At 73.2% G+C, this 20,288-nt stretch carries 20 protein-coding genes; 9 read left to right on the top strand and 11 right to left on the bottom strand.

What is annotated here, in order from left to right; genetic code table 11:
- Positions 1-62: 62 nt before the first annotated feature.
- The 4 genes from metX to ACFFXY_RS09480 all read left to right on the top strand — a co-directional run bounded on the left by metX (position 63) and on the right by ACFFXY_RS09480 (position 4,048).
- Entirely contained in the window at positions 63-1,229 is a 1,167-nt protein-coding gene (gene metX, locus ACFFXY_RS09465) for a homoserine O-acetyltransferase MetX (RefSeq protein ID WP_382348903.1), read from the top strand.
- A gap of 55 nt (positions 1,230-1,284) precedes the next feature.
- Positions 1,285-2,256 (top strand): aldo/keto reductase, encoded by a 972-nt coding sequence (locus ACFFXY_RS09470; RefSeq protein ID WP_382348906.1) that lies wholly within the window; start codon positions 1,285-1,287, stop codon positions 2,254-2,256.
- 13 nt (positions 2,257-2,269) lie between these two features.
- A complete protein-coding gene (locus ACFFXY_RS09475; RefSeq protein ID WP_382348909.1) occupies positions 2,270-2,749 on the top strand; it encodes a hypothetical protein in 480 nt (159 codons plus the stop codon).
- Positions 2,750-2,812: 63 nt separating this feature from the next.
- A complete protein-coding gene (locus ACFFXY_RS09480; protein ID WP_382348912.1) occupies positions 2,813-4,048 on the top strand; it encodes an endo-1,4-beta-xylanase in 1,236 nt (411 codons plus the stop codon).
- On the opposite strand, the gene ACFFXY_RS09485 is transcribed toward ACFFXY_RS09480, so the two are convergent.
- Positions 4,045-5,142: an acyltransferase family protein gene (locus ACFFXY_RS09485; protein ID WP_382348915.1), complete on the bottom strand. Its 1,098-nt coding sequence runs from the start codon at positions 5,140-5,142 to the stop codon at positions 4,045-4,047. The two genes, ACFFXY_RS09480 and ACFFXY_RS09485, sit on opposite strands and share 4 nt — an antisense overlap.
- Positions 5,143-5,231: 89 nt before the next feature.
- Positions 5,232-5,864 carry a TetR/AcrR family transcriptional regulator gene (locus tag ACFFXY_RS09490; protein WP_382348918.1) on the bottom strand — a complete coding sequence of 211 codons (633 nt, stop codon included), beginning with the start codon at positions 5,862-5,864 and terminating at the stop codon, positions 5,232-5,234.
- A 117-nt stretch (positions 5,865-5,981) separates the two neighbouring features.
- Between ACFFXY_RS09490 and ACFFXY_RS09495 the strand changes: the two genes are divergently transcribed.
- The gene (locus tag ACFFXY_RS09495; protein ID WP_359949396.1) at positions 5,982-6,254 is read left to right on the top strand and encodes a DUF2277 domain-containing protein; all 273 of its coding nucleotides are present in this window, start codon (positions 5,982-5,984) and stop codon (positions 6,252-6,254) included.
- Between the two features lie 2 nt (positions 6,255-6,256).
- Here the strand turns inward: ACFFXY_RS09495 and ACFFXY_RS09500 are convergent, their stop codons facing one another.
- The 3 genes from ACFFXY_RS09500 to ACFFXY_RS09510 form a co-directional block, all read right to left on the bottom strand.
- Positions 6,257-7,159, bottom strand: coding sequence for a 2-hydroxyacid dehydrogenase (locus ACFFXY_RS09500; RefSeq protein ID WP_382348921.1), 903 nt, complete (start codon positions 7,157-7,159; stop codon positions 6,257-6,259).
- Between the two features lie 119 nt (positions 7,160-7,278).
- Complete coding sequence (locus tag ACFFXY_RS09505) at positions 7,279-7,878, bottom strand: dihydrofolate reductase family protein (RefSeq protein WP_382348924.1); 600 nt, start codon at positions 7,876-7,878, stop codon at positions 7,279-7,281.
- Between the two features lie 88 nt (positions 7,879-7,966).
- Entirely contained in the window at positions 7,967-8,959 is a 993-nt protein-coding gene (locus tag ACFFXY_RS09510) for a phosphotransferase enzyme family protein (RefSeq protein ID WP_382348927.1), read from the bottom strand.
- Between the two features lie 137 nt (positions 8,960-9,096).
- On the opposite strand from ACFFXY_RS09510, the gene ACFFXY_RS09515 reads away from it, so the two are divergent.
- Positions 9,097-11,604 carry an excinuclease ABC subunit UvrA gene (locus ACFFXY_RS09515; RefSeq protein ID WP_382348930.1) on the top strand — a complete coding sequence of 836 codons (2,508 nt, stop codon included), beginning with the start codon at positions 9,097-9,099 and terminating at the stop codon, positions 11,602-11,604.
- Here the strand turns inward: ACFFXY_RS09515 and ACFFXY_RS09520 are convergent.
- Positions 11,579-12,472: a DUF6597 domain-containing transcriptional factor gene (locus ACFFXY_RS09520; protein ID WP_382348933.1), complete on the bottom strand. Its 894-nt coding sequence runs from the start codon at positions 12,470-12,472 to the stop codon at positions 11,579-11,581. The two genes, ACFFXY_RS09515 and ACFFXY_RS09520, sit on opposite strands and share 26 nt — an antisense overlap.
- 65 nt (positions 12,473-12,537) lie before the next feature.
- Between ACFFXY_RS09520 and ACFFXY_RS09525 the strand changes: the two genes are divergently transcribed.
- Positions 12,538-13,332: a class I SAM-dependent methyltransferase gene (locus ACFFXY_RS09525; RefSeq protein WP_382348936.1), complete on the top strand. Its 795-nt coding sequence runs from the start codon at positions 12,538-12,540 to the stop codon at positions 13,330-13,332.
- Between the two features lie 3 nt (positions 13,333-13,335).
- Here ACFFXY_RS09525 and ACFFXY_RS09530 read toward each other — a convergent pair whose 3' ends face one another.
- The 3 genes from ACFFXY_RS09530 to ACFFXY_RS09540 all read right to left on the bottom strand — a co-directional run bounded on the left by ACFFXY_RS09530 (position 13,336) and on the right by ACFFXY_RS09540 (position 15,620).
- Positions 13,336-14,172, bottom strand: coding sequence for an SDR family oxidoreductase (locus ACFFXY_RS09530; protein WP_382348939.1), 837 nt, complete (start codon positions 14,170-14,172; stop codon positions 13,336-13,338).
- A 117-nt stretch (positions 14,173-14,289) separates the two neighbouring features.
- Positions 14,290-14,844, bottom strand: a complete 555-nt coding sequence (locus tag ACFFXY_RS09535) for a YncE family protein (protein ID WP_382348942.1) — start codon at positions 14,842-14,844, stop codon at positions 14,290-14,292.
- A gap of 86 nt (positions 14,845-14,930) precedes the next feature.
- The gene (locus ACFFXY_RS09540) at positions 14,931-15,620 is read right to left on the bottom strand and encodes a TetR/AcrR family transcriptional regulator (RefSeq protein ID WP_382348945.1); all 690 of its coding nucleotides are present in this window, start codon (positions 15,618-15,620) and stop codon (positions 14,931-14,933) included.
- An 84-nt stretch (positions 15,621-15,704) separates the two neighbouring features.
- Between ACFFXY_RS09540 and ACFFXY_RS09545 the strand changes: the two genes are divergently transcribed.
- Positions 15,705-16,622 carry an SDR family oxidoreductase gene (locus ACFFXY_RS09545; protein WP_382348947.1) on the top strand — a complete coding sequence of 306 codons (918 nt, stop codon included), beginning with the start codon at positions 15,705-15,707 and terminating at the stop codon, positions 16,620-16,622.
- A gap of 34 nt (positions 16,623-16,656) precedes the next feature.
- Here the strand turns inward: ACFFXY_RS09545 and ACFFXY_RS09550 are convergent, their stop codons facing one another.
- The gene (locus ACFFXY_RS09550) at positions 16,657-17,703 is read right to left on the bottom strand and encodes a zinc-binding dehydrogenase (protein ID WP_382348949.1); all 1,047 of its coding nucleotides are present in this window, start codon (positions 17,701-17,703) and stop codon (positions 16,657-16,659) included.
- A 67-nt stretch (positions 17,704-17,770) separates the two neighbouring features.
- Here ACFFXY_RS09550 and ACFFXY_RS09555 point away from each other — a divergent pair, with 67 nt between their 5' ends.
- Complete coding sequence (locus ACFFXY_RS09555) at positions 17,771-18,355, top strand: TetR/AcrR family transcriptional regulator (protein WP_382348951.1); 585 nt, start codon at positions 17,771-17,773, stop codon at positions 18,353-18,355.
- A gap of 15 nt (positions 18,356-18,370) precedes the next feature.
- Here the strand turns inward: ACFFXY_RS09555 and ACFFXY_RS09560 are convergent, their stop codons facing one another.
- Positions 18,371-20,272: a sulfatase-like hydrolase/transferase gene (locus ACFFXY_RS09560; protein ID WP_382348954.1), complete on the bottom strand. Its 1,902-nt coding sequence runs from the start codon at positions 20,270-20,272 to the stop codon at positions 18,371-18,373.
- Between the last annotated feature and the right edge of the window lie 16 nt (positions 20,273-20,288).

Below are 20,288 nucleotides of genomic sequence, written 5' to 3' on the forward strand. Positions count from 1 at the left end.
ACATATCCTGTCGGAGTAGTAGACTATCCGCTTCAGTCTGACGCACAGATCGGCCGGAGCACTTGCGAAATCCAGCATGTGGGACGTCATTCCCGTCCCGGGTCACGACTTCAGGACCATCCGTCACCACCGCAACAGATCTCGCCGCCACCGAGACCCGCACGCTCGCCGTCGCGGGCCCCGAGGACCCGCTCCTCCTCACCGGCGGCGCAGCCCTCGACCGCGTCGAGGTCGCCTACGAGACCTACGGCCGCCTCGACCCCAAGGGCGGCAACGCCGTCCTCATCGCCCACGCCCTCACCGGGGACGCCCACGCCGCCGGGCGCGACGCCGCCACCGGCCGCACCGGCTGGTGGGACAACCTCGTCGGCCCCGGCAAGGCCGTCGACACCGACCGCTTCTTCGTGGTGTGCGCCAACCTCCTCGGCGGCTGCAAGGGCACCACCGGGCCCTCCTCGACCGAGCCCGGCACCGGCCGCGCCTGGGGCCTGCGCTTCCCGGCCCTCCACGTCGCCGACCTCGTGGCCGTCCACCGCCGCCTGCTCGACCGGCTCGGCGTCGGCCGCCTCCACGCCGCCGTCGGCGGCTCCCTCGGCGGCATGCAGGTCCTCCAATGGGTCCTCGACGAGCCCGACCGCATCGACCGGGCCCTGCTCGTCGCCGCCACCGCCCGCCTCACCCCCGAGAACATCGCACTCTCCAGCGTCGCCCGCCACGCGATCATGGCCGACCCGGACTTCCACGACGGCCGCTACGCCGAGCACGGCACGGTCCCCGCGCGGGGCCTCAAGACCGCCCGGATGCTCGCGCACGTCACGTACGTCTCCGACCGGTCCCTCACCGCCAAGTTCGGGCACGAGCGGCGCACCGCCGGCCCCGCGCAGCGCCTCGGCCCCGACTTCGAGGTCGAGCACTACCTCCAGCACCAGGGCGAGAAGTTCCTGGAGCGCTTCGACGCCCTCTCCTACCTCTACCTCTCCCGCGCGATGGACTACTTCGACCCGTTCGGCGGCAACGACACCCTGACCACGGCGACCCGGTTCCGCCTGCTGTCCTTCGACTCCGACTGGCGCTTCTCCACCGCGCACTCGCTGCGCCTGCGCGACGCCCTCGCCGCGCGCGGGGCCGCCGTGCGGCACACCGAGATCGCCTCCCCGCACGGCCACGACTCGTTCCTCCTGGAGCCGCCCGGCTACCACGAGGCGGTGCGGGAGTTCCTCGAAGCGTGACCGCAGAAAGGGCTTTCCCGAGGGTCTAGGATCGGTCCTGACCAATGGAGGAACCATGGAATACACCCAGCTCGGCCGCGCGGGCGTCAAGGTCTCGCGCATCGTCCTCGGCACCATGAACTTCGGCCCCGAGACCGAGGAGGCCGACGCGCACGCGATCATGGACCGCGCGCTCGAACTCGGCGTGAACTTCTTCGACACCGCGAACGTCTACGGCCGCGACCGCAAGGGCTGGACCGAGGAGATCATCGGCCGCTGGTTCGCCGCCCGCCCCGAGGCCCGCGACCAGGTCGTCCTCGCCACCAAGGTGTACGGCGCGATGAGCGAGGGCGTCAACGACCGCGGCCTGTCGGCCTACAGCATCCGCGCGCAGGTCGAGGCGTCCCTCAAGCGCCTCCAGACCGACCGGATCGACCTCTACCAGTTCCACCACGTGGACCGCTCGGTCCGCTGGGAGGAGATCTGGGAGGCGGTCGAAGTCCTCGTGGCGCAGGGCAAAGTGGTCTACTCCGGCTCCTCGAACTTCGCGGGCTGGATGATCGCGCGGGCCAACGAGCAGGCCGCCAAGCGCGGCGGCTTCGGCCTCGTCTCCGAGCAGTCGATCTACAGCCTCGTCAACCGCCACATCGAGCTGGAGGTCATCCCGGCCTCGCAGCAGTACGGCCTCGGCGTCATCCCGTGGTCCCCGCTCGCGGGCGGGCTCCTCGGCGGCGTCCTCGCCAAGGCCGCCGAGACCGGACGGCGCGCCAGCGCCCACATGGCCGCCCGCATCGAGGAGCACCGCCCGGCCCTGGAGGCGTACGAGGCCCTCGCGGCGGCCAAGGGCGTCGCGCCCGCGGTCCTCGGCCTCGCCTGGGTCCTGCGCCAGCCCGGCGTCACCGGCCCGATCATCGGCCCCCGCACCATGAGCCAGCTCGAAGACGCCGTCGCCGCGCTCGACGTCGAGCTCACCGACGAGGACCTGAAGACCCTCGACGAGCACTTCCCCGGCCCCGGCGGCGCCGCCCCCGAGGCGTACGCCTGGTAGGTAGGTTGGCGGGGTGCCTCCCCGACTCCTCGTGCGCAAGCGCCTCCGATCGCTCGCCGCACTCGAACTCGTGAACCTCCCGCTCCAGGCGTTCGTCTGGTTCGGCCTCCTCGGACTCCCCGCGAGCGCCGCGAACCTCACCGGGTTCGCGGCGTTCGCGCTGCTCCTGGTGCAGGGCGCCGCGTACTGGGCGGCCAAGCTGCGCCAGCTCGACGCGGGCGGCCCCCTGCCCGGGGCCGCGGCCTTCGCCCTCGCGCGCCGGGCCAACCCGGCCGTGCTCGCCGCCGCCGTCCTCTTCACCGGCTGGTCCGCCGCCGCCGACCCCGGCCGGCCGGCCCTCCTCGGCCTGGGATTCGCGCTGTTCGCGGTCCTGGAGCACGTCAACTACTTCCACGTGCAGCTCATGTACGACAACGCCGCCGACCTCCGGCGGCTCGCCGCGCACGGGCTCGCCCGGTCGCATCTGTCGCGAGACCTCGCCCGCCGCCCTTGACGTGAGCGCGCGGGACTGCTGGAATACGGGTGCACCGAAAATTCCATGGAAAGTAGCCGCGAGATGTCAGAAACTTCCGGACGGTACCGGCACCGGACCGCCGACGCGACGGTCACCCTCACCCTCGACGGCCAGCCGCTCGCGGACCGCGAGGTCGTCCTCGAACAGACCCGTCACAAGTTCCTGTTCGGGTGCACCGGCTTCGAGCTCGTCGACCACGCGAACGGCGCCGCCGCCGACCCCGACGCCGCCGCCCGCAACGCCGACCTGTGGGAAGGGCTCTTCAACTTCGCGACCCTCCCGTTCTACTGGGGCCGCTACGAACCCGTGCGCGGCAAGCCCGACACCGAGCGCCTCCTCAAGGCCGCCCGCTGGTTCGCCGAGCGCGGCCACCCCGTCAAGGGCCACCCGCTCGCCTGGCACACCGTCACCGCGGACTGGCTCCTCGACCTCGACAACGAGGAGATCGCCCGCGCCCAGGTCGAGCGCATCGAGCGGGACGTGAGCGCCTTCGCGGGCGCCATCGACATGTGGGACGTCATCAACGAGGTCGTCATCATGCCGATCTTCGACAAGTACGACAACGGCATCACCCGCCTGTGCCGCGACATCGGCCGCATCCCCATGGTGCGCATGGTCTTCGACGCCGCCCGCAAGGCGAACCCGACGGCGACCCTGCTGCTCAACGACTTCGACATGACCGCGGCCTACGAGTGCCTCGTCGAGGGCGTCCTCGAAGCCGGGATCCAGATCGACGCGCTCGGCCTCCAGAGCCACATGCACCAGGGCTACTGGGGCGAGGAGAAGACCGAGGCGATCCTCGACCGCTTCTCCCGGTACGGCCTCCCGATCCACTTCACCGAGACCACGATCCTCTCCGGCGAGATCATGCCCGCGCACATCGAGGACCTCAACGACCACGTGGTCGACTCCTGGCCCTCCACCCCCGAAGGCGAAGCGCGCCAGGCCGACGAGATCGAGCGCCACTACCGGACGCTGCTGGCGCACCCCTCGGTCGAGGCGGTCACCTACTGGGGCATGAACGACGCGGGCATGTGGCTCGGCGCCCCCGGCGGCTTCGTGGGCGTCGACGGCACCCCCAAGCCCTCCTACCACCGCCTGCACCACCTGGTCAACGAGGAGTGGGGCACCCCGTCGACCACGCTCGCCACCGACGCCGAAGGGCGCCTGCGCTTCACCGGCTTCCTCGGCGACTACACGATCACCGCCGAGGGCCGCCGGGCCGACGTCGCGCTCGTCGAACCCGGCGAGGCCCGCGTGGAGGCCGCGCTCGGCTAGCGGCGCGACGCCACCGGCGCGGGCCGCGGAGCGCTCCTGAGCCCGAACAGGGCCCGCGCCGGGTTCCAGCGGCGGTTCGCCTCGTACGTGGCGATGCTGAGGGCGAACGCGCCCAGGGCGATCGCCAGGTACGGGAGCACGCCGTGGTCGCTCACCCGGAACACGTAGTACGCGGCGGCCACCAGGTACGTCTGGTGGACGATGTAGACCGGGAACGACGCCCGCGTCAGGTACGTGATGAACGCGTTGGGGCGGTTGAGGTGCCGCCTGCCGTAGCCGAGGAACGCCAGGAGCACCGCCCAGTACACCGGGTGGTGCCACAGCACCGACAGCAGGTCGGACTTCCGCCCGACCGTGGCCTCCTCGGCCACGATCGCCGCTGTGCCCGCGAGGGCGATGAGCCCGAAGACGTGCCGGTTGCGCTCGATCCCCTCGGTGATCGCGTCGTCGGTGGCGATGAAGAACCCGAGCAGGAAGTACCCGGCGGACACGAAGAGGCTCTTGCCGCCCGGCGCGGGCAGGAGCGACAGGAGCGCCAGGCCCGCGCAGGCGAGGAACAGCAGGCGCGGGTCCCGCATCCACTTCGGCGAGTACCCGCGCCGCACCGTCCACCGCAGGAGCGGCAGCGCGGCCACGCTCATGGCGAACAGGAACGCGATGAACCACAGGTGCGCCGGGGACAGGCTCGTCAGCGGGTCCCAGTCCGAGAAGTCGGTGAAGTACGCCCCCAGGAAGTCCCAGTAGCTCCCCTCGTACCCCTCGTGGAACCGCAGCGCGTAGTACGACTGCGGCGGCACGATCACCAGGCAGCCGAACACGAACGGCACCGCCAGGCGCATCGTCCGCTCCCTCGCGAACGCGCCCGCGGAGCGGCGCTTGAGCACGAAGTGCGCCGACATCCCCGAGATGAGGAACAGCAGCGGCGTGAACCAGAACGAGGAGGCGTAGACGAGGTACGTGGAGAACGCGTTCTCCACGCCCTTGAGGTAGAAGGAGGTCTCGGTGGCGTCGGCGTTGAAGAAGCGGGCGGTGTGGAAGGCGAACAGGAACAGGATGCACAGGTTCCTGATCCAGTCGACGTAGTGGTGGCGCACGGGATGATTCCTTTGCAGCGGAAGAAGGGTGAGGTCGGGCCGCGCCTTCGGCCGGAGCCGGGGCGGGAGGTGGTGCGGGGAGGGTCCTCTCAGCGCTCCTGGTCGCCGGTCAGCAGGGTCATGACCGCGGCGAGCGCGCGCTCGACGGTCGCGGCGTCGATCGCCTCGGGATCGGCCAGGTGCTCCATCGACAGGCCGTTGGTCAAGCAGTGCAGGATGGTCCCCGCGAGCGCGGGGTCCACGGCGAGCGGCGCGCCGGTCTGCGCGGCGACGGCGGCCACCGCCTCGGCCGCGGCCTCGCGCTGGGCGCGGCGCATCGGCGCGAGGACCTCGCGGACCCGCTCGTCCCGGGTCGCCCGCGCGGCGAACTCCAGGCCGAGCGCGCCCCGCTCGGGGTCCGACGCGATGCGGACCGCGACGCGGGCGGCGGCGGCCTCGACGGCCGCGCCGATCCCGACGCCGTCCACATCGGCCCTGACGGCCTCGTGCTCGGCGTCGGCGCGCTCGGTGAGGACGGCGGCGAACAGCTCCCGCTTGCCGCCGAAGTTCGAGTAGACCGCGCCCTTGGTGAACCCGGCCGCCTGCGCGATGGCGTCCAGGCGCGCGTCGTCGTAGCCGCGCGCGGTGAACTCGGCCGCCGCGGCGGCCAGGATGCGGCGGCGCACCTCCTCGCGGGGGAGGCGCTTGGCGGGTTCGGCGGGGTCGCCGGCAGGGTCGCTCATGCCCGCCACCGTAGCATACCGAAAGTACTGAATACCAGAAGTATTGAAAACTTCCGGTATGGAGGCAGGTCAGCGACGCGGCTGCGGACTGTCGGTGGCCCGTGTCAGGCTTGGGGCATGTGCCGAAGCATCCAGACCCTGTTCAACCTCGACCCCGTCGCCACCGATGAAGAGGTCGCCGCCGCGGCGCTCCAGTACGTGCGCAAGCTCAGCGGGTCGGCGAAGCCGTCGAAGGCCAACCAGGAGGCGTTCGACAAAGCGGTCGAGGCGGTCGCCGCCGCCACCAGGGAGCTCTTGGACTCCCTCGTGACCGCGGCGCCGCCCCGGGACAGAGAAGAGGAGGCCGCGAAGGCCAAGGCGCGCTCGGCGGCGCGCTTCGGCACCGCCTGAGGTCAGTAGCCGTTCACCACGGTGTTCGCGAGCGGCTCGCCCGCCGCCAGGCGGCGGATCTGCTCGCCGACCGGCGGATAGACCCGCTCCACGAACCCGGCGACCGCGCCGCCCACGTGCGGGGTGATGAGCGCGCCCTCCAGGCCCCACAGCTCGTGGTCGGCCGGGAGCGGCTCGGGCTCGGTGACGTCGAGCGCGCACCGCAGGCGGCCCGAGGCCACCTCCGCCGTCAGCGCGCCCGTGTCCACGACCCGGCCGCGCGCGGCGTTGACCAGCAGCGCGCCGTCCTTCATGCGCGCCAGGAACGCCGCGTCCACCAGGCCCTCGGTCTCGGGCGTCAGCGGCACGATGATCACCACGACGTCGGCCTTCGGCAGCAGGTCGGGCAGGTCCTCGATCGTCCCCACGCCCGGCCGCGCCGTGCGGGCGATCTTCACGACGTTCACGCCGCCCGCCGCGAACCGCCGCGCCACCGACTCGCCGATCGACCCGGCGCCCACGATGAGCGCGGTCGCGCCCGTCAGCGTCCCGGTGAACGCCGTCGCCCACTTCCGCTCCGACTGGTTGCGCGCGAACGCGTCGAACCGGCGGACCGACGCGAGCGCCGCCGCCTGGATCCACTCGGCCGTCGTCTCGGTGTGCGCGCCCCGGTTGTCGCACAGCGCGACCCCCGCGGGCATGATCGGGACCCACTTCTCGGCCCCGGCGCTCAGGATCTGCACCGCCGCCAGCCCCGTCATCGCCTTGAGCGCCCGCTCGTCCACGCCGCCGCCCCCCGCGACCAGCAGCTTCACGTCGGCCGGGTCGGAGGGGAACTCGCCGCCGTCCCAGACCTCGACCTCGGCGCCGTCGGGGAGGACTCCGAGGTGCGGCAGCCCCGCTTCATGAGCGATCCAGATCTTCATGCGCCCATCCTATGGCGTCCCCCACGCAGCCCCGACCGGCCGACCGGCAAGCCCGAGGATCGGTCACATGCGCGCGCCGAACGGCCGGGCCCGCCACCCGGCCACGGCAGCGCCCCAGCTCAGCCGCCCGCGGGCCGCCGCACCGGGTACCGCAGGTGCACCGCGCGCCGCCCCTGCACCACCACCGGGTCCTCCAGCAGTAGGTGCCCGGTGTCGAACGCCGCGAAGTACGGCACGCCCTCCCCGAACAGCACCGGCACCAGGCTCACGCACACCTCGTCCACCAGGCCCAGCGCGAGCGCCTGCTGCGTGATGTTCGCGCTGGCGATCGTCACGTCCCGGTCCCCGGCGATCTCCCGCGCCCGCGCGAGCGCCTCTTTCACGCCGTCGACGAACTCGGTCCTCGGCCACCGCTGCGCGGCGTCTTCGGGCACCCCGTGCGAGACGACCACGACCGGCGCCCCCACCGGGTGCCGGTCGCCCCATCCGCCGGTCATGTCGAACAGCCGCCGCCCCGCCACGAGCGCCCCGCAGTTCCCGACGACCTCCGTGAGGAACGCCGCGCTCTCGGCGTCCACGGTGATCCTGACGTCCTCGTTCGGGCCGGGCACCTCCACGTCGCCGGCCCCGTACCACTCGAACAGCTCGCCGATCTGGTCGTCGGGCTGCGCGATGAAGCCGTCCAGCGACATCGTCATGTGGCTCAGCACCTTGCTCATCCTCGCTCCAATCCGCGTCGTGCCGCCGACCGCGCGCCGGCGTCACGGATTGAGACGAGGCGGCCACCGCGGATTCATCGCGGCGGCCCTACGCGGCGAGCCAGCCCGACCATTCCGGCAGCGATTTGAGCGTGACGTCCATGGCCGCCACCGACTCCCGCAGCATCCGCCCGAACCCGGCCTGGAACTCGGGGCTCCCGCCGCGGTGCCCGGACGCCATCCACATCTGCCAGGTCGCCGCGCCCACACGGCCCGCGAACATGCCCGCGAACGCCGACTCGTCGGCCGGGCCGACCTCCCCGCCCGCGTCCGCGTACCCCGCCACGCAGGCCGCCACGATCCGCCGCTCGGGCACCAGCGAGCCGTCGCCGAACCCCGCCGTCTGGAACGCCGCCTGCACCAGCTCCCACCACGGCAGCTGCGCCCCGGCCGCGTCGAAGTCGAGGAGCACCGGCCCGTCCGCGCCGATCAGGAGGTTCGGGAACCGCAGGTCGCGGTGCATGACCTGCTTCTTCTCCCACAGGTCGCGGTTGGCCGCGACCATGGCCTCCGCGCGGTCCACCGCGTGCCGGAAGCGGCGGACCTCGTCCGCGCTGAGCGTCCGAAGGCGTTCGGCCTCCTCGAACCAGTCGTCCCACTCCTCCCGGGGGTGGGACTTGTAGTCGCCGTCCACGGTCGGATCGGACGGGACGCCGAGCCGCGCCAGCCGTGCGACCGCGCCGCCGATCCACCCCGCGAGCGCCTCCGAAGCGGGCGGCTCCGGGTGCGCCCCTTCGACGAAGCGGACGGCCCGCGCGTATCGGCCCCCGCCGACCGGACGCCACAGGCCCGCCTCGCCGAGCACCGTCGTGTGCGGCTCGGGCATCGCCATGCCGGACTCCCAGGCCGCGGCTTCGAGCGAGCCGGACTGCGCGGCCATCCGCAGCCAGAAGTCGCCCCACGGCTGGAGGACCTTCACCACCCAAGGGCCCGAATCGGTCTCGACCCGCCACACCGGGTTCTGCTCGTCGTCCTTGAGCACGGTCGGCGGCCGCAGGGGCCGTCCCAGATCGAGCTGCTCGGGCACACCGGTCACGTCCATAACCGGCAATTCAACCGGCCCGGCCCGGAGGCGGCAAGCGATTTAGCCGCCAGACCCGACGAATCCAGGCGCGCCCGGCGAAAACCGCCCCCTGCGGGCGCGATGCGGCGAAGATGGCCTAGGCGGAAGGGACCGACATGGGACGAGACGGGGACGGCGCACCGGTGCGCATCGCGGTGCGCGGGGCGAGGGTCCACAACCTCAAGGGCATCGACGTCGAAGTGCCGCTGCGCAGGCTCGTCGCCGTAGCGGGCGTCTCCGGGTCCGGGAAGTCCTCCCTCGCGCTCGGCGTCCTCTACGCCGAAGGCTCCCGCCGCTACCTGGAGGCCCTCTCGACCTACACGCGCCGCCGCCTCGCCCAGGCCCCGCGCGCCGAGGTCGACTCCGTCGAGCACGTCCCGGCCGCGCTGGCCCTGCGCCAGCGCCCCGGCCCGCCCTCGGTGCGCAGCACCTTCGGGACCTCCACCGAACTGCTGAACTACCTGCGGCTCATGTACTCCCGGCTCGGCGCGCACCTGTGCCCCAACGGCCACCGGCAGGAGCCGACGATCGACGTGGCGACCGGCGCGGACCTGACGTGCCCGGTGTGCGGCGCGGTGTTCACGCCGCCGGGCGCGGAGTCGTTCGCGTTCAACTCCGACGGCGCGTGCCCGCGCTGCGAGGGCACGGGCGTGGTCCGGGAGGTCGACGAGGCCACGCTCGTCCCGGACCCGTCCAAGTCCATCGAGGACGGCGCGGTCGCGCCGTGGTCCATGTTCGGGCTCACCGTCATGCCCGCGGTCGCCGCCGAGCTGGGCGTGCGCACCGACGTGCCGTACGCCGACCTGACCGCGAAGGAGCGCGAGACGGTCATGCGCGGCCCCGAGGTCAAGCGGCAGATCCGCGTGCCCTCCAAGAGCGGCAAGCTGTTCGACCTGAACTTCACCTACCGCAACGCCCGCCGCGCGGTCGAGGAGGCGGTCAGGAACGCCGCCAGCGAGAAGGGCCTCGCCCGCGTCAACCGCTTCATCTCCGTCCAGACCTGCCCCGTGTGCGGCGGCACCAGGCTCAACGAGCGGGCGCGCTCCACCACCGTGGACGGTCGCGACCTCGCCGAGGCCACCGCGACGACCCTCGGCGAACTCGTCGTCTGGGTCCCCGAAGTGGTCGCCGCGCTCCCCGCCGACATGGCCCGGATGGGCGAGACGATCACCGCGCAGTTCCTGGAGATCGGCAAGCGCCTCATCGGGCTCGGCCTCGACTACCTCTCGCTCGACCGCGCGGGATCGACGCTCTCGACGGGGGAGCGGCAGCGCGTGCAGCTCACCCGGGCCGTGCGGAACGAGACCACGGGCGTGCTCTACGTCCTCGACGAGCCGTCCATCGGCCTCCACCCCTCCAACGTCGACGGCCTCATCACCGTCATGCGCGACCTGCTCGCCGACGGGAACTCCGTGGTCATGGTCGACCACGACGTGCAGGTGCTCCGCGAGGCCGACTGGTTCATCGAGATCGGCCCCGGCTCGGGATCGCAAGGGGGCCAGGTGCTCGCGACCGGCGACGCCGCCGCGCTCGCCGCGAACGGGCGCTCGCTCATCGGGCCGTTCCTCGCCGGACGTGAGCCCTCCGTGGTCCGCGCCCGCGCCGACGACGTGTTCGCCCTGGGCCGGATCACGCTGTCCACCAGGCCGATCCACACCGTCCACGCCCTCGGCCTCGACGTTCCGGCCGGACGCCTGACGGCGGTCACCGGCGTCTCCGGCTCGGGCAAGACCACGATGGTCCTCGAAAGCCTCATCCCGGCGCTGCAAGCGCGCCTTGCGGAAGCGCCGCTCCCGGCGCACGTCGCCGACGTCGGCCCCGGACCGGTCCGCCGCGTCCACACCGTGGACTCCTCACCCATCGGCGCGAACGTCCGCTCCACCGTCGCCACGTACACCGGCATCCTCGACGACCTGCGCCGCGCCTGGGCCGCCACCCCGGACGCGAAGGCCGACGGGCTCACCGCGGGGGACTTCTCCTTCAACACCGGTTCGCTGCGCTGCCCCAGATGCGAAGGGACCGGGGAGATCTCGCTCGACGTGCAGTTCCTCCCCGACGTGGACATCGCCTGCCCCGACTGCAAGGGCTGCCGCTACGCGCCCGCGGCCCGCCGCTACGAGCGCGACGGCCTCGCCCTCCCCGACCTGCTCACCCTCACCGCGACGCAGGCGCTCGGCCGCGTCCAGGGTTTGAAGAAGGTGGGCGCGCGCCTGCGGACCCTCGCCGACCTCGGCCTGGGGTACCTGACCCTCGGCGAGGCCACGCCCGCGCTCTCCGGCGGCGAGGCCCAGCGCCTCAAGCTCGCCTCCGAGCTCGGCCGCGACCAGACCGACGCCCTGTTCGTGTTCGACGAGCCCTCGGTGGGCCTGCACCCGCTCGACGTGCGCACGCTCCTGGGCGTCCTCGACCGGCTCACCGGGCACGGCGCGACCGTGCTCGTCATCGAGCACGATCTGGACCTGATCGCCAACGCCGACTACGTGATCGACATGGGCCCGGGCGGCGGTTCGCGGGGCGGGACCGTGGTCGCCACCGGCACGCCCGAGGACCTGACGCGGGAGCCGGACAGCCTCACCGGCCGCTACCTCGACCGGCACCTCAAGGCCGCGGGCCCCGCGACGTGACGGGCTCGGCGCTGAGCAGCGGCGCGAACGAGGCCGAGTGGTCGTGTCCTTCGGTGCAGGTCATGCGGGTCTGCGCCAGGAAGACCCGCGGCGGCACGCCGGTGAGCCGGACGCACTCGCGCGACAGGTGCGCCTGATCGGCGTACCCGACCCGCGTCGCCAGGTGCGCGAGGGTCTCGGTGGGCGCGCGGTGCCGCGCGATCGACTCCTGCACGAGGGCCAGGAACCCCTGGAACCGGAGCATCCGGTGCAGCGCCTTCGGCGCGAGCCCCACGGCGCTCAGGCAGCGGCGGCGCAACTGCGTCTCCGAGATGTGCAGCGACGCCCGGATCGAGGCGACATCGCCTGCGCGCCATGGCATCAGGCCCCGCACGGCCGCCGAAACCAGCGGATCGGGCTCCCCGCCGTCCCGGGCGCGCTCGGCCACGTGGTGCTCCAGAAGGGACAGCGCCGCTTGGGGCGTCGCCGCCTCCGCGACCGCCTCCCCGAGTTCGGCCGCCGCGCGGCCCCAGACCGCTTCGGCCGCAACGTCGAGCCCGGTCAGCTCCGAGGCCGGGACCCCCGCGACCGCGGGGAAGGCGCCGGGCGCGAACCGGACGCCGACCACGGTCGCCCCGGGCGCGATCGTCTCCGTCAGCGGCGCGGTGAGCGGCCCGACCAGCCGCGGGGCGGCCCCGATCGTGCAGGTGAGTTCGACGGCGCCGTTGGGGAGGCGGCGGTGGACGTACGGCGCCGCACCGGCCTCGACCCGCTGCACCCACGCCGAGGCCACGAGCCCGCGCAGGGCCGCGCCGGGCGCGCGCTCGACGTGGCTCTGCCCGCCGGCAGTGCTCGCCACGGCAGCGGTGTTCACAGCAACGTCGCTCACGCGTCTGAGTATCCATGCCCGGTTCGTTCAAGACCGGGACCGGTCCGCGGCCGTACGGTCGAGCCATGTCCGACACCAAGCCGTCCGCCGCCGCCTCGAACGCCGCGGTCCAAGGGGAGCTGTGGAGCAGCGACCCGCAGTCCTGGGCCGAGACCGCCGAAGGCCGCATCCTGCCCCTCTACGAGCGCATCCTGCTACGGCTGCAACCGCACTCGGGCACCCGGCTCCTCGACGCCGGGTGCGGCGCGGGCCTGTTCGCCGACCTCGCCGCCCGCACCGGGGCGAAGGTCATGGGCCTCGACGCCGCGCCCGGCCTGATCGCCTACGCCCGCGCCCACCGCCCCGGGCCCCGCTACGTCGTCGGCGACCTCGGCCGCATCCCGTTCCGCGACGACGCGTTCGACACCGTCACCGCGTTCAACGCCGTCCACTACGCCGCCGACCCGCACCGCGCGCTCGCCGAGATCGCGCGCGTGAGCGCCGACCGGGCCGTCCTTACGGTCGGCGCGGGCCCCGACCAGGCCCGGAGCGCGGCGCTCGTCAACCCGCTCGCCGCGCCCGCCGAGGTCCCCGACGCCGAGGCGTTCGACCTCACCGACCCCGCCGCCGCGGGCGAGGCCCTGCGCCGCGCCGGATTCGCCACGGCGACGACCTTCGACATCGCGTTCGACGTGGACTACGCCTCGGTCGACGCGGCCGTCGCGGCCCAGCTCCCGGCGGGCCCGGTGACGGCGGCGGTCCGCCACTCCGGAAGGGCCGCAGTCGATGCGGCGCTGCGCACGCTGTTCGCGCCGCTCACCCGGGCCGACGGCACGGTCCGCATGGGCATGGTCTTCCGCTGCCACCTTGCGGCGCACTGACGTTCAGTCGCGCAGATGCGTCCACGAGCCGGGCTCGTTGAGCAGGAACTCCTCCAGCGTCCAGGGCCGCTGCCCCGTCACGTGCTCGATCGTGTGGCTGGTCACCGAGGTCTCGCCGGTGGCGACGGCCTTGTAGGACCCGGCCCACCCGTCGATCTGCCACTCCTCGGCCCCGGCCCGCGAGGCGCGCGCCTCCTCGTCGGTCTCGGCGACGTACCGGATCTCGCTCCCGAGGACCCCGCCGAGGACGCGCGCCGACTCGTCCATGCTCAGCGGCTCGGGCCCCGACACGTCGTAGACCCGGTCGGCGTGCGCCGGGTCCACGAGCACCTGCGCGGCGAGCCGCGCCACGTCGTGGCGGGCGACCCACGCGACCCGGCCCTTCCCGGCGGGCCCGCGGATCTCGCCGTCCTGGACGAACAGCGGCAGCATGTCGGCGTACAGCGCGTTGCGCAGGGCCGTGAGCCGCAGCCCCGACTCGACGATGAGCTGCTCGGTCAGCGAGTGCTCCCGCGCGAACGTGAACGTCGCGTGCGGCGACGCGCCCATGAACGAGGTGTACACGACCCGCTCGACCCCCGCGGCCACCGCGGCCCGCACCGCGCTGCGGTGCTCGGGCATCCGGTCCTCGCTCTCGTGCGCGGACACCATGAACAGCGTGTCCGCCCCCGCCAGCGCCTCCCGCAGCGCCCCCTCGTCCTCGTACGACGCGACGGCGACCTCCGCCCCCGCCAGCACCGGCGCCCTTGAGGCGTCCCGCACCACCAGCCGCTGCGCCACCCCGCGCCCGGCCAGCAGCTCCGCCACCCGCGCCCCCAACTGCCCGGTAGCCCCGGTCACCGCGACAATCCCCACGACCGCTTCCCTTCTCCTCGAACGGAACGAGAAACGGCACCCCGCCAGGGGGTGCCGTTCGTTCGGTACGAATGCTATCCGAATTTCCTCCGGCCGGGGCGGTCAAGCGTTCCCGAGCCCCGACTCGAAGACGCCGTTCGAGGTGTGGATCGACACCATGACGTTCGCGCCCTCGTCGAAGGCCAGGTCGTAGGGGGTGCCGCCCTTGGGGAGGTGCTTCTCGCCGTTGATGGTCGCGAAGAGGGACACGCCGTCGGACAGGGTGTCGTAGACGTACACGTACTCGCCCTGCGGGTGGAACTCGATCTTGCCGGCGATCTGTCCGCTCGGGGCGTACAGGGTGATCTTGACGGCCCACGCGTTGGCGTCGTGTTCGAAGTAGGTGCCGTCCCAGGCGTCGGGCAGCGTGCACGGGCAGAAGTCCGTGTCCTGGTGTTCGACGCGCGTGGAGTAGGCGGCGGCCGTCGCCGCGTCGCCCTGCGCGGCGGAGGTGCCCGAGCACCATTCGGGCGCCGGGTCCGGTGCGGCGTAGGCGCAGTGGCCGTTGGGGCCGCTCCAGCTTGAGGGGATCGCCTGTGCGGGCGCCGCGGTCAGGACCGCTGCGACGACGAGCGCGGCGGCGAGGGCCGCCCCGCGAAGGCGCTTGAGCATGTTCACATCGCACTCCTGGTGGTGAGTTTCCGTCGGTGCGGTGAGCATGCCGCGGGCCTGCACGGATTGTGCACGGGTTCGGCACCGATCGCTCAGGCCTCGGTCCCCTCGTGCCGGAGGACCGATTGGGGTTCGCGGTGGGCGAGGCCGGTGAGGACCGTGGCGATGTATTCGCGGAGGGAGCGCTCGGTGTCGTGGCTCATGACGGCGAGTTCGGGGTGGGCGGCGTAGGCGGCGGCCATGCCGGGGGAGGGCTGCGTGCCCGCCCAGATGCCGCCGACGCCGAGGATGACCATGGCGGCCAACGCCATCGAGGCGGTGTCGCTGTAGCCGCCGAGGCGCTCGCCGACGATGCGGCCGAACCGGTGGGCGTTGGCGACGAACGCGAGCTTGTAGGCGGCCGCGACGTCCCCGGAGAGGTTCCGTTCGAGGACGCTGGGGGAGTTCGCTGCCAGCTCGCACATGCGCGCGCGGCGCACGGCGGACTCGGCGAGGACCGCGGCGACGGATTCGACGTCGGGGTCCGTCGCGGGCAGTTCGCGCTCCAGCTCGTCGAGCCAGTCGACGAAGTCGAGGTTGTAGACCTCCAGGAGCACGGCCTCCCGGGACTCGAAGTAGCGCAGCACGTTCGACTTCGCGAGCCCCGAGCGCCGCGCCAGCTCGGTGAGGGTGAGGTCGGCGACGCGCACGTCGTACAGCAGGCCGCGGGCGGCCGTGAGGATGGCGGCGCGGCGCTCGGCGCGCTGCTCCTCGGTGCGGGCGCGGCGGAATTCGTGGTTCACGGCGACTCCTGGTTAATAGCCCGGCGGTCTGTTATATTCGGCTTAATAGACCACCGGGCTCTTAATCTAGTGCAGGGAGCAGTCATGTACCAGGTTCCTGACCAGACCGGCAGGCGCGTCGTCGTCACCGGCGCGAACAGCGGCACCGGCAAGGAGGCCGTCAAGCGGCTCGCCGCCGCGGGCGCGACCGTCGTCATGGCCGTGCGCTCGCCCGAGCGGGGAGAGGCCGCCCGCGCCGAGATCGGTGCGGCCGTCCCGGACGCCGACCTCGACGTGCGCCGCCTCGACCTCGCCGACCTCGCGAGCGTCCGGCGCTTCGCGGAGGACCTGCTGGCCGACGGCCGGCCCGTCCACACCCTCGTCAACAACGCGGGCGTCATGCGCCCGCCCAAGCGCCTGGAGACCGCCGACGGCTTCGAGCTCCAGTTCGGCACCAACTTCCTCGGGCCGTTCCTGCTCACCAACCTGCTCCTGCCGCGCCTGCTCGAATCCGGCGCCGCGCGCGTCGCCACCATGACCAGCGGCGTCGCCCACCGCGCCGAGATCCACTTCGCCGACCTGCAATCGCGGGCCTCCTACCGGCCGTTCGGCGCGTACGGGCAGTCCAAGCTCGGGAACATGCTCATGGGCGTCCACCTCGCCCGCCTCAGCGAGGCCCGCGGCTGGCCCCTGCTCAGCGCCATCGCCCACCCCGGCTACACCCGCACCAACCTCCAGACCGCCGGCCTCAACCTCGCCCGCGGCCCCGAGAACGCCAAGCAGCCGTCCGACCGGACCTTCCTGCCCTCCCAGGACGTGGTCCAAGGCGCCGAACCCCTCCTCTTTGCCGCCGCCGACCCCGCCGCGGCCCAAGGCGCCTACTACGGCCCCCAGCACATGCTCACCGGCCCCACCAAGCGCATCCCCCTCCCCCGATCCGCTCGCCGCGGCCCCGACTACGCCGCATCCCTCTGGTCCGTCGCCCGAGACCTCACCGACGCCCCAGGACTCGACTTCCTCTAGGGCCGAAGGGACCCCGCGACCGCCCTCCGGCCGCTCAGGGGTGGAGGACGATCTTGCCGACGTGGGTTCGCTCGGCGAGGGCCTCTTGGGCTTCCGCGGCCTGGTCGAGGGGGTAGGCGGCGGCGATGACCGGGGTGAGGGCGCCGGTCTCGGCCATGTCCATGAGGTGCCGGAAGTGGGCGGGGGTGTGCATGGACGAGCCGATGAGGCCGATGTTGTGGAGGTAGAGGCGGCGCACGTCGAAGGCGATGTCGTAGCCGCCCAGGGCGCCCGCCACGGCCCAGCGGCCGCCTTCGCGCACCAGCGGGAGGAGGGTGCGCACGAGGTCCCCGGCGACGACGTCGAGGACGACGTCCACGCCGTCGGGCGCGGCGGCGCGGACCTGGTCGGGGAGGTCCCCGGCGCGGTCGATGACGGCGTGCGCGCCCGCGTCGCGGACGGCGTCGAGCTTGGCGCCGCTGCTGATCGCGAGCACCCTCGCGCCGCGGGCGCGGGCGATCTGGACGAGCGCGAGGCCGACCCCGCCGGACGCCCCCGAGACCAGGACGGTCTCACCCGGCGCGAGGCGCGCCCGCTCGATCATGCCCAGCGCGGTCCCGTACGCGGTCGGGAGCGCGGCGAGCTGGTCGTCCGAGAGCGGGGACGAGGTCATGTCGTGGACGCGGGCCGCCGGAGCGGTGACGTACTCGGCGTACCCGCCGTCGCGTTCGCTCCCCATGAGCCCCACGGGATTCGCGTCGGGACCGTCGCCGTCGTAGAGTGCCGGATCGACCACGACCCGGCGGCCGACGAGGTCGGCCGCGACGCCGGGGCCGACCGCCGCGACCCGGCCCGCGACGTCCGCGCCCTGGACCCGCGGGAACTCGACCGGCCCGCGCCAGCCCGACAGCGCGCCTGGATCGCCCGGCAGGCCGTAGGAGCCCTCGCGGGTCCACAGGTCGGTGTTGTTCAGCGCCACGGCGCCCACCCGCACCAGGACCTCTCCCGGCTGAGGCTCCGGGACCGGCACCGTCGCCGCTTCGAGGACCTCCGGCCCTCCGTGCCCCGTGATCCGCACGGCCCGCATCGTCGGTTCCGCCATGTCCGCCCCCTCGGTATACTGATCGGTGAACCCGCCATGGTACACCGATCGGTGAAGGACGTGTCGAATGCCAGTCGCCCAGGCCCCGAGCCCGGCCCGCGCCCGCATCCTCGCCGCCGCCGAGGAGCTGTTCTACGAGCGGGGGATCACCGCGGTCGGCGTGGACCTCGTCGCCGAGCGCTCCGGCACCACCAAACGCACCCTCTACAACCAGTTCGGGTCGAAAGCCCGGCTCGTGGCCGCCTACCTCGCCGAGCGCGACCGGCGCTGGCGCGACCTCGTCCAAGCGGCCGTCGACCGGAGCGGCGACCCCGCCGCGGCGGTCACCGCCCCGTTCGAGGCCCTGCGCGACTGGACCGCGACCAGCCCCCGCGGCTGCGCCTTCATCAACGCCCTCGCCGAACTCCCCGACCCCGCGCACCCCGCCCACCGCGTCGCCGCCGACCAGAAGCGCTGGCTCCTCGACCTGTTCCGCGACCTCGCCGCCGCGGCCGGATGCGCCGGGCCCGAGGCGCTGGCGACGCGGCTGCTCGTCCTCCACGAAGGCGTCCTCGCCACCAGGCCGCTCCCGTTCGACACGCTGCCCGACACCGCGGACCTGGCGCGGCGGCTCGTCCGCGAAGCCGCCGCCCCCGGGCCCGCCGGGGCGTAGGGGCGGCCGCCGCGGTCAGGCGAGGCCGAGGATCGCGGCTTGGACCTCCGGCGTGGGCGCGTACTGGCCGCGGAGGACGAAGCGGAGGTAGTTGACGGCCTTGCCGAGGTCGGTGCCGGTGGCGGCGGCCGAGACGGCGTCGAGCACGTCGAGCGCCGCAGCGGCGTCCTCGGCCGGGCTGTATGTGAGGGCCTCGACGGCCTGGAGCCGGACCGGGTTCGGCGCCGCGGCGTCGCCGAGGACGCCGACCAGGTACGCCACGGCCGCGCCGCCGCGCCCCAGCCGCGCGAGGGTCTCGGCCGCGGCGATGCGGACCTGCGGGATCTCGTCGGCGTCGTCCAGGACGGCCGCCAGATCGTCCTCGGCGTCCTTGTGGCGCAAGAGGTCCGCCGCGGCGAGGATGAGCAGCCCCTGCGCGCCCCAGTAGCGGACGACCTCGTTGCCGTCGCGCAGCGCGCGCGTGAACTTCGCCGTGTTCGACCGCTTGCGCTGGATCGCGAGGTCGGCGAGCGCCTTGACCCGCGCGATCGGGAACGCCCCGCGGGCCCGCGACCGGTCGTACCCCTCGGCGGCGGCGCCCTCGGGGATGAACCCGTTGTCGTGCACGGCGATCAGGTGCTCGTCGAGGGCCGCGGCGAGGCGGCGGCGGACGCGGCGCAGGTGCGGCTCGTCGATGAGGTTCGCGACCTCGTCGGGGTCGGCGTCGAGGTCGTACAGCTCCTCGGCGGGCTTGGGGCCCCACCAGCGCTCCTGGACCTCCTCCAGCGCGCCGTCGAGGTGCGCCTGCTCCCAGTCGAGGACGCCGAGCTGCTGGAAGAGGTAGCCGACGTGCTGGTTGTAGATCCGGTGCGGCGCGTAGTTGCGGATGTAGCGGTAGCGCCCGTCCCTGACGGTGCGCACGAAGTCGTACCGCTCGTCCATGCGGTTGCGGGACCCGAAGGCGTACTCGGGGCGGCGGCGCGACTCCAGCAGCGAGGTCCCGTCGAGGTGGCCGGGGACGTCGAGCCCGGCGATCTCCAGGACGGTGGGCGCGTAGTCGAGCGTCGTCACCGGATCGCTGACCACCGCGCCCGGCTCGGCGGGCGCGAGGTGCGCCCACTTGTCGGGGAAGACGGCGATCAGGGCGGTGCGCAGGCCCGAGTCGTAGGCGTAGCGCTTGGAGCGGGGGAGGACGCCGCCGTTGTCGGAGTAGTAGAAGACGACGGTGTCCTCCGCGAGCCCGGCGGCTTCGAGCTCGGCGAGGCGCTCGGCGACCTGCGCGTCGACGCGGGTGATGTTGTCGTAGTAGTGGGCCCGGTCGGCGCGGGTGGCCTCGGTGTCGGGGGTGTACTCGGGGAGCTCGGCGTCGGCGGGGTCGTGGACGCCGGTGGGCTCGCTCGACCACAGCGACGACTCGTGGGTCGTCATGTGGTTGAAGACCGCGAAGAACGGCTGGCCGGGGGCCCGGCCTGTCCAGGAGGCGTCGGCGCCGTTGGCGTCCCAGGTCGCGGCCAGGTCGATGTCGGTGTTGTAGTCGGTCTTGTTGTTGTTCGAGGTGTAGTACCCGGCCTCGCGCAGGTACTGCGGGAAGCCCACGAGCCAGTCGGGGCGCAGGCCTGAGGCGCGCATGTGGTGCGCGGGGCCGCAGGACTCGGGGGCCTTGCCGGTGATGATGGAGAAGCGGGTCGGGGCGCACACCGGGTAGGTGGAGAAGGCGTTGGCGTACAGGACGCCGCGTTCAGCGAGTGCGTCCAACGCGGGCGTCTGCGCCTGGTCGTCGCCGTACGCGCCGAGGAACGGGTTGTGGTCCTCGGCGACGAGCCACAGGATGTTGGGCCGGTCGGCGCCCTGAGCGCGGGCGGCGGCGGGCAGGGCCGTGGTCCCGGCGATCGCGCCGCCGAGGGCGAGGACGGTGCGTCGGGAGGCGTGGTGCGGCATGGGGATTCCTTCAGTT

Origin of the sequence: Glycomyces mayteni, assembly GCF_042428885.1 — a bacterium.
GTDB lineage: Bacteria > Actinomycetota > Actinomycetes > Mycobacteriales > Micromonosporaceae > Glycomyces > Glycomyces mayteni.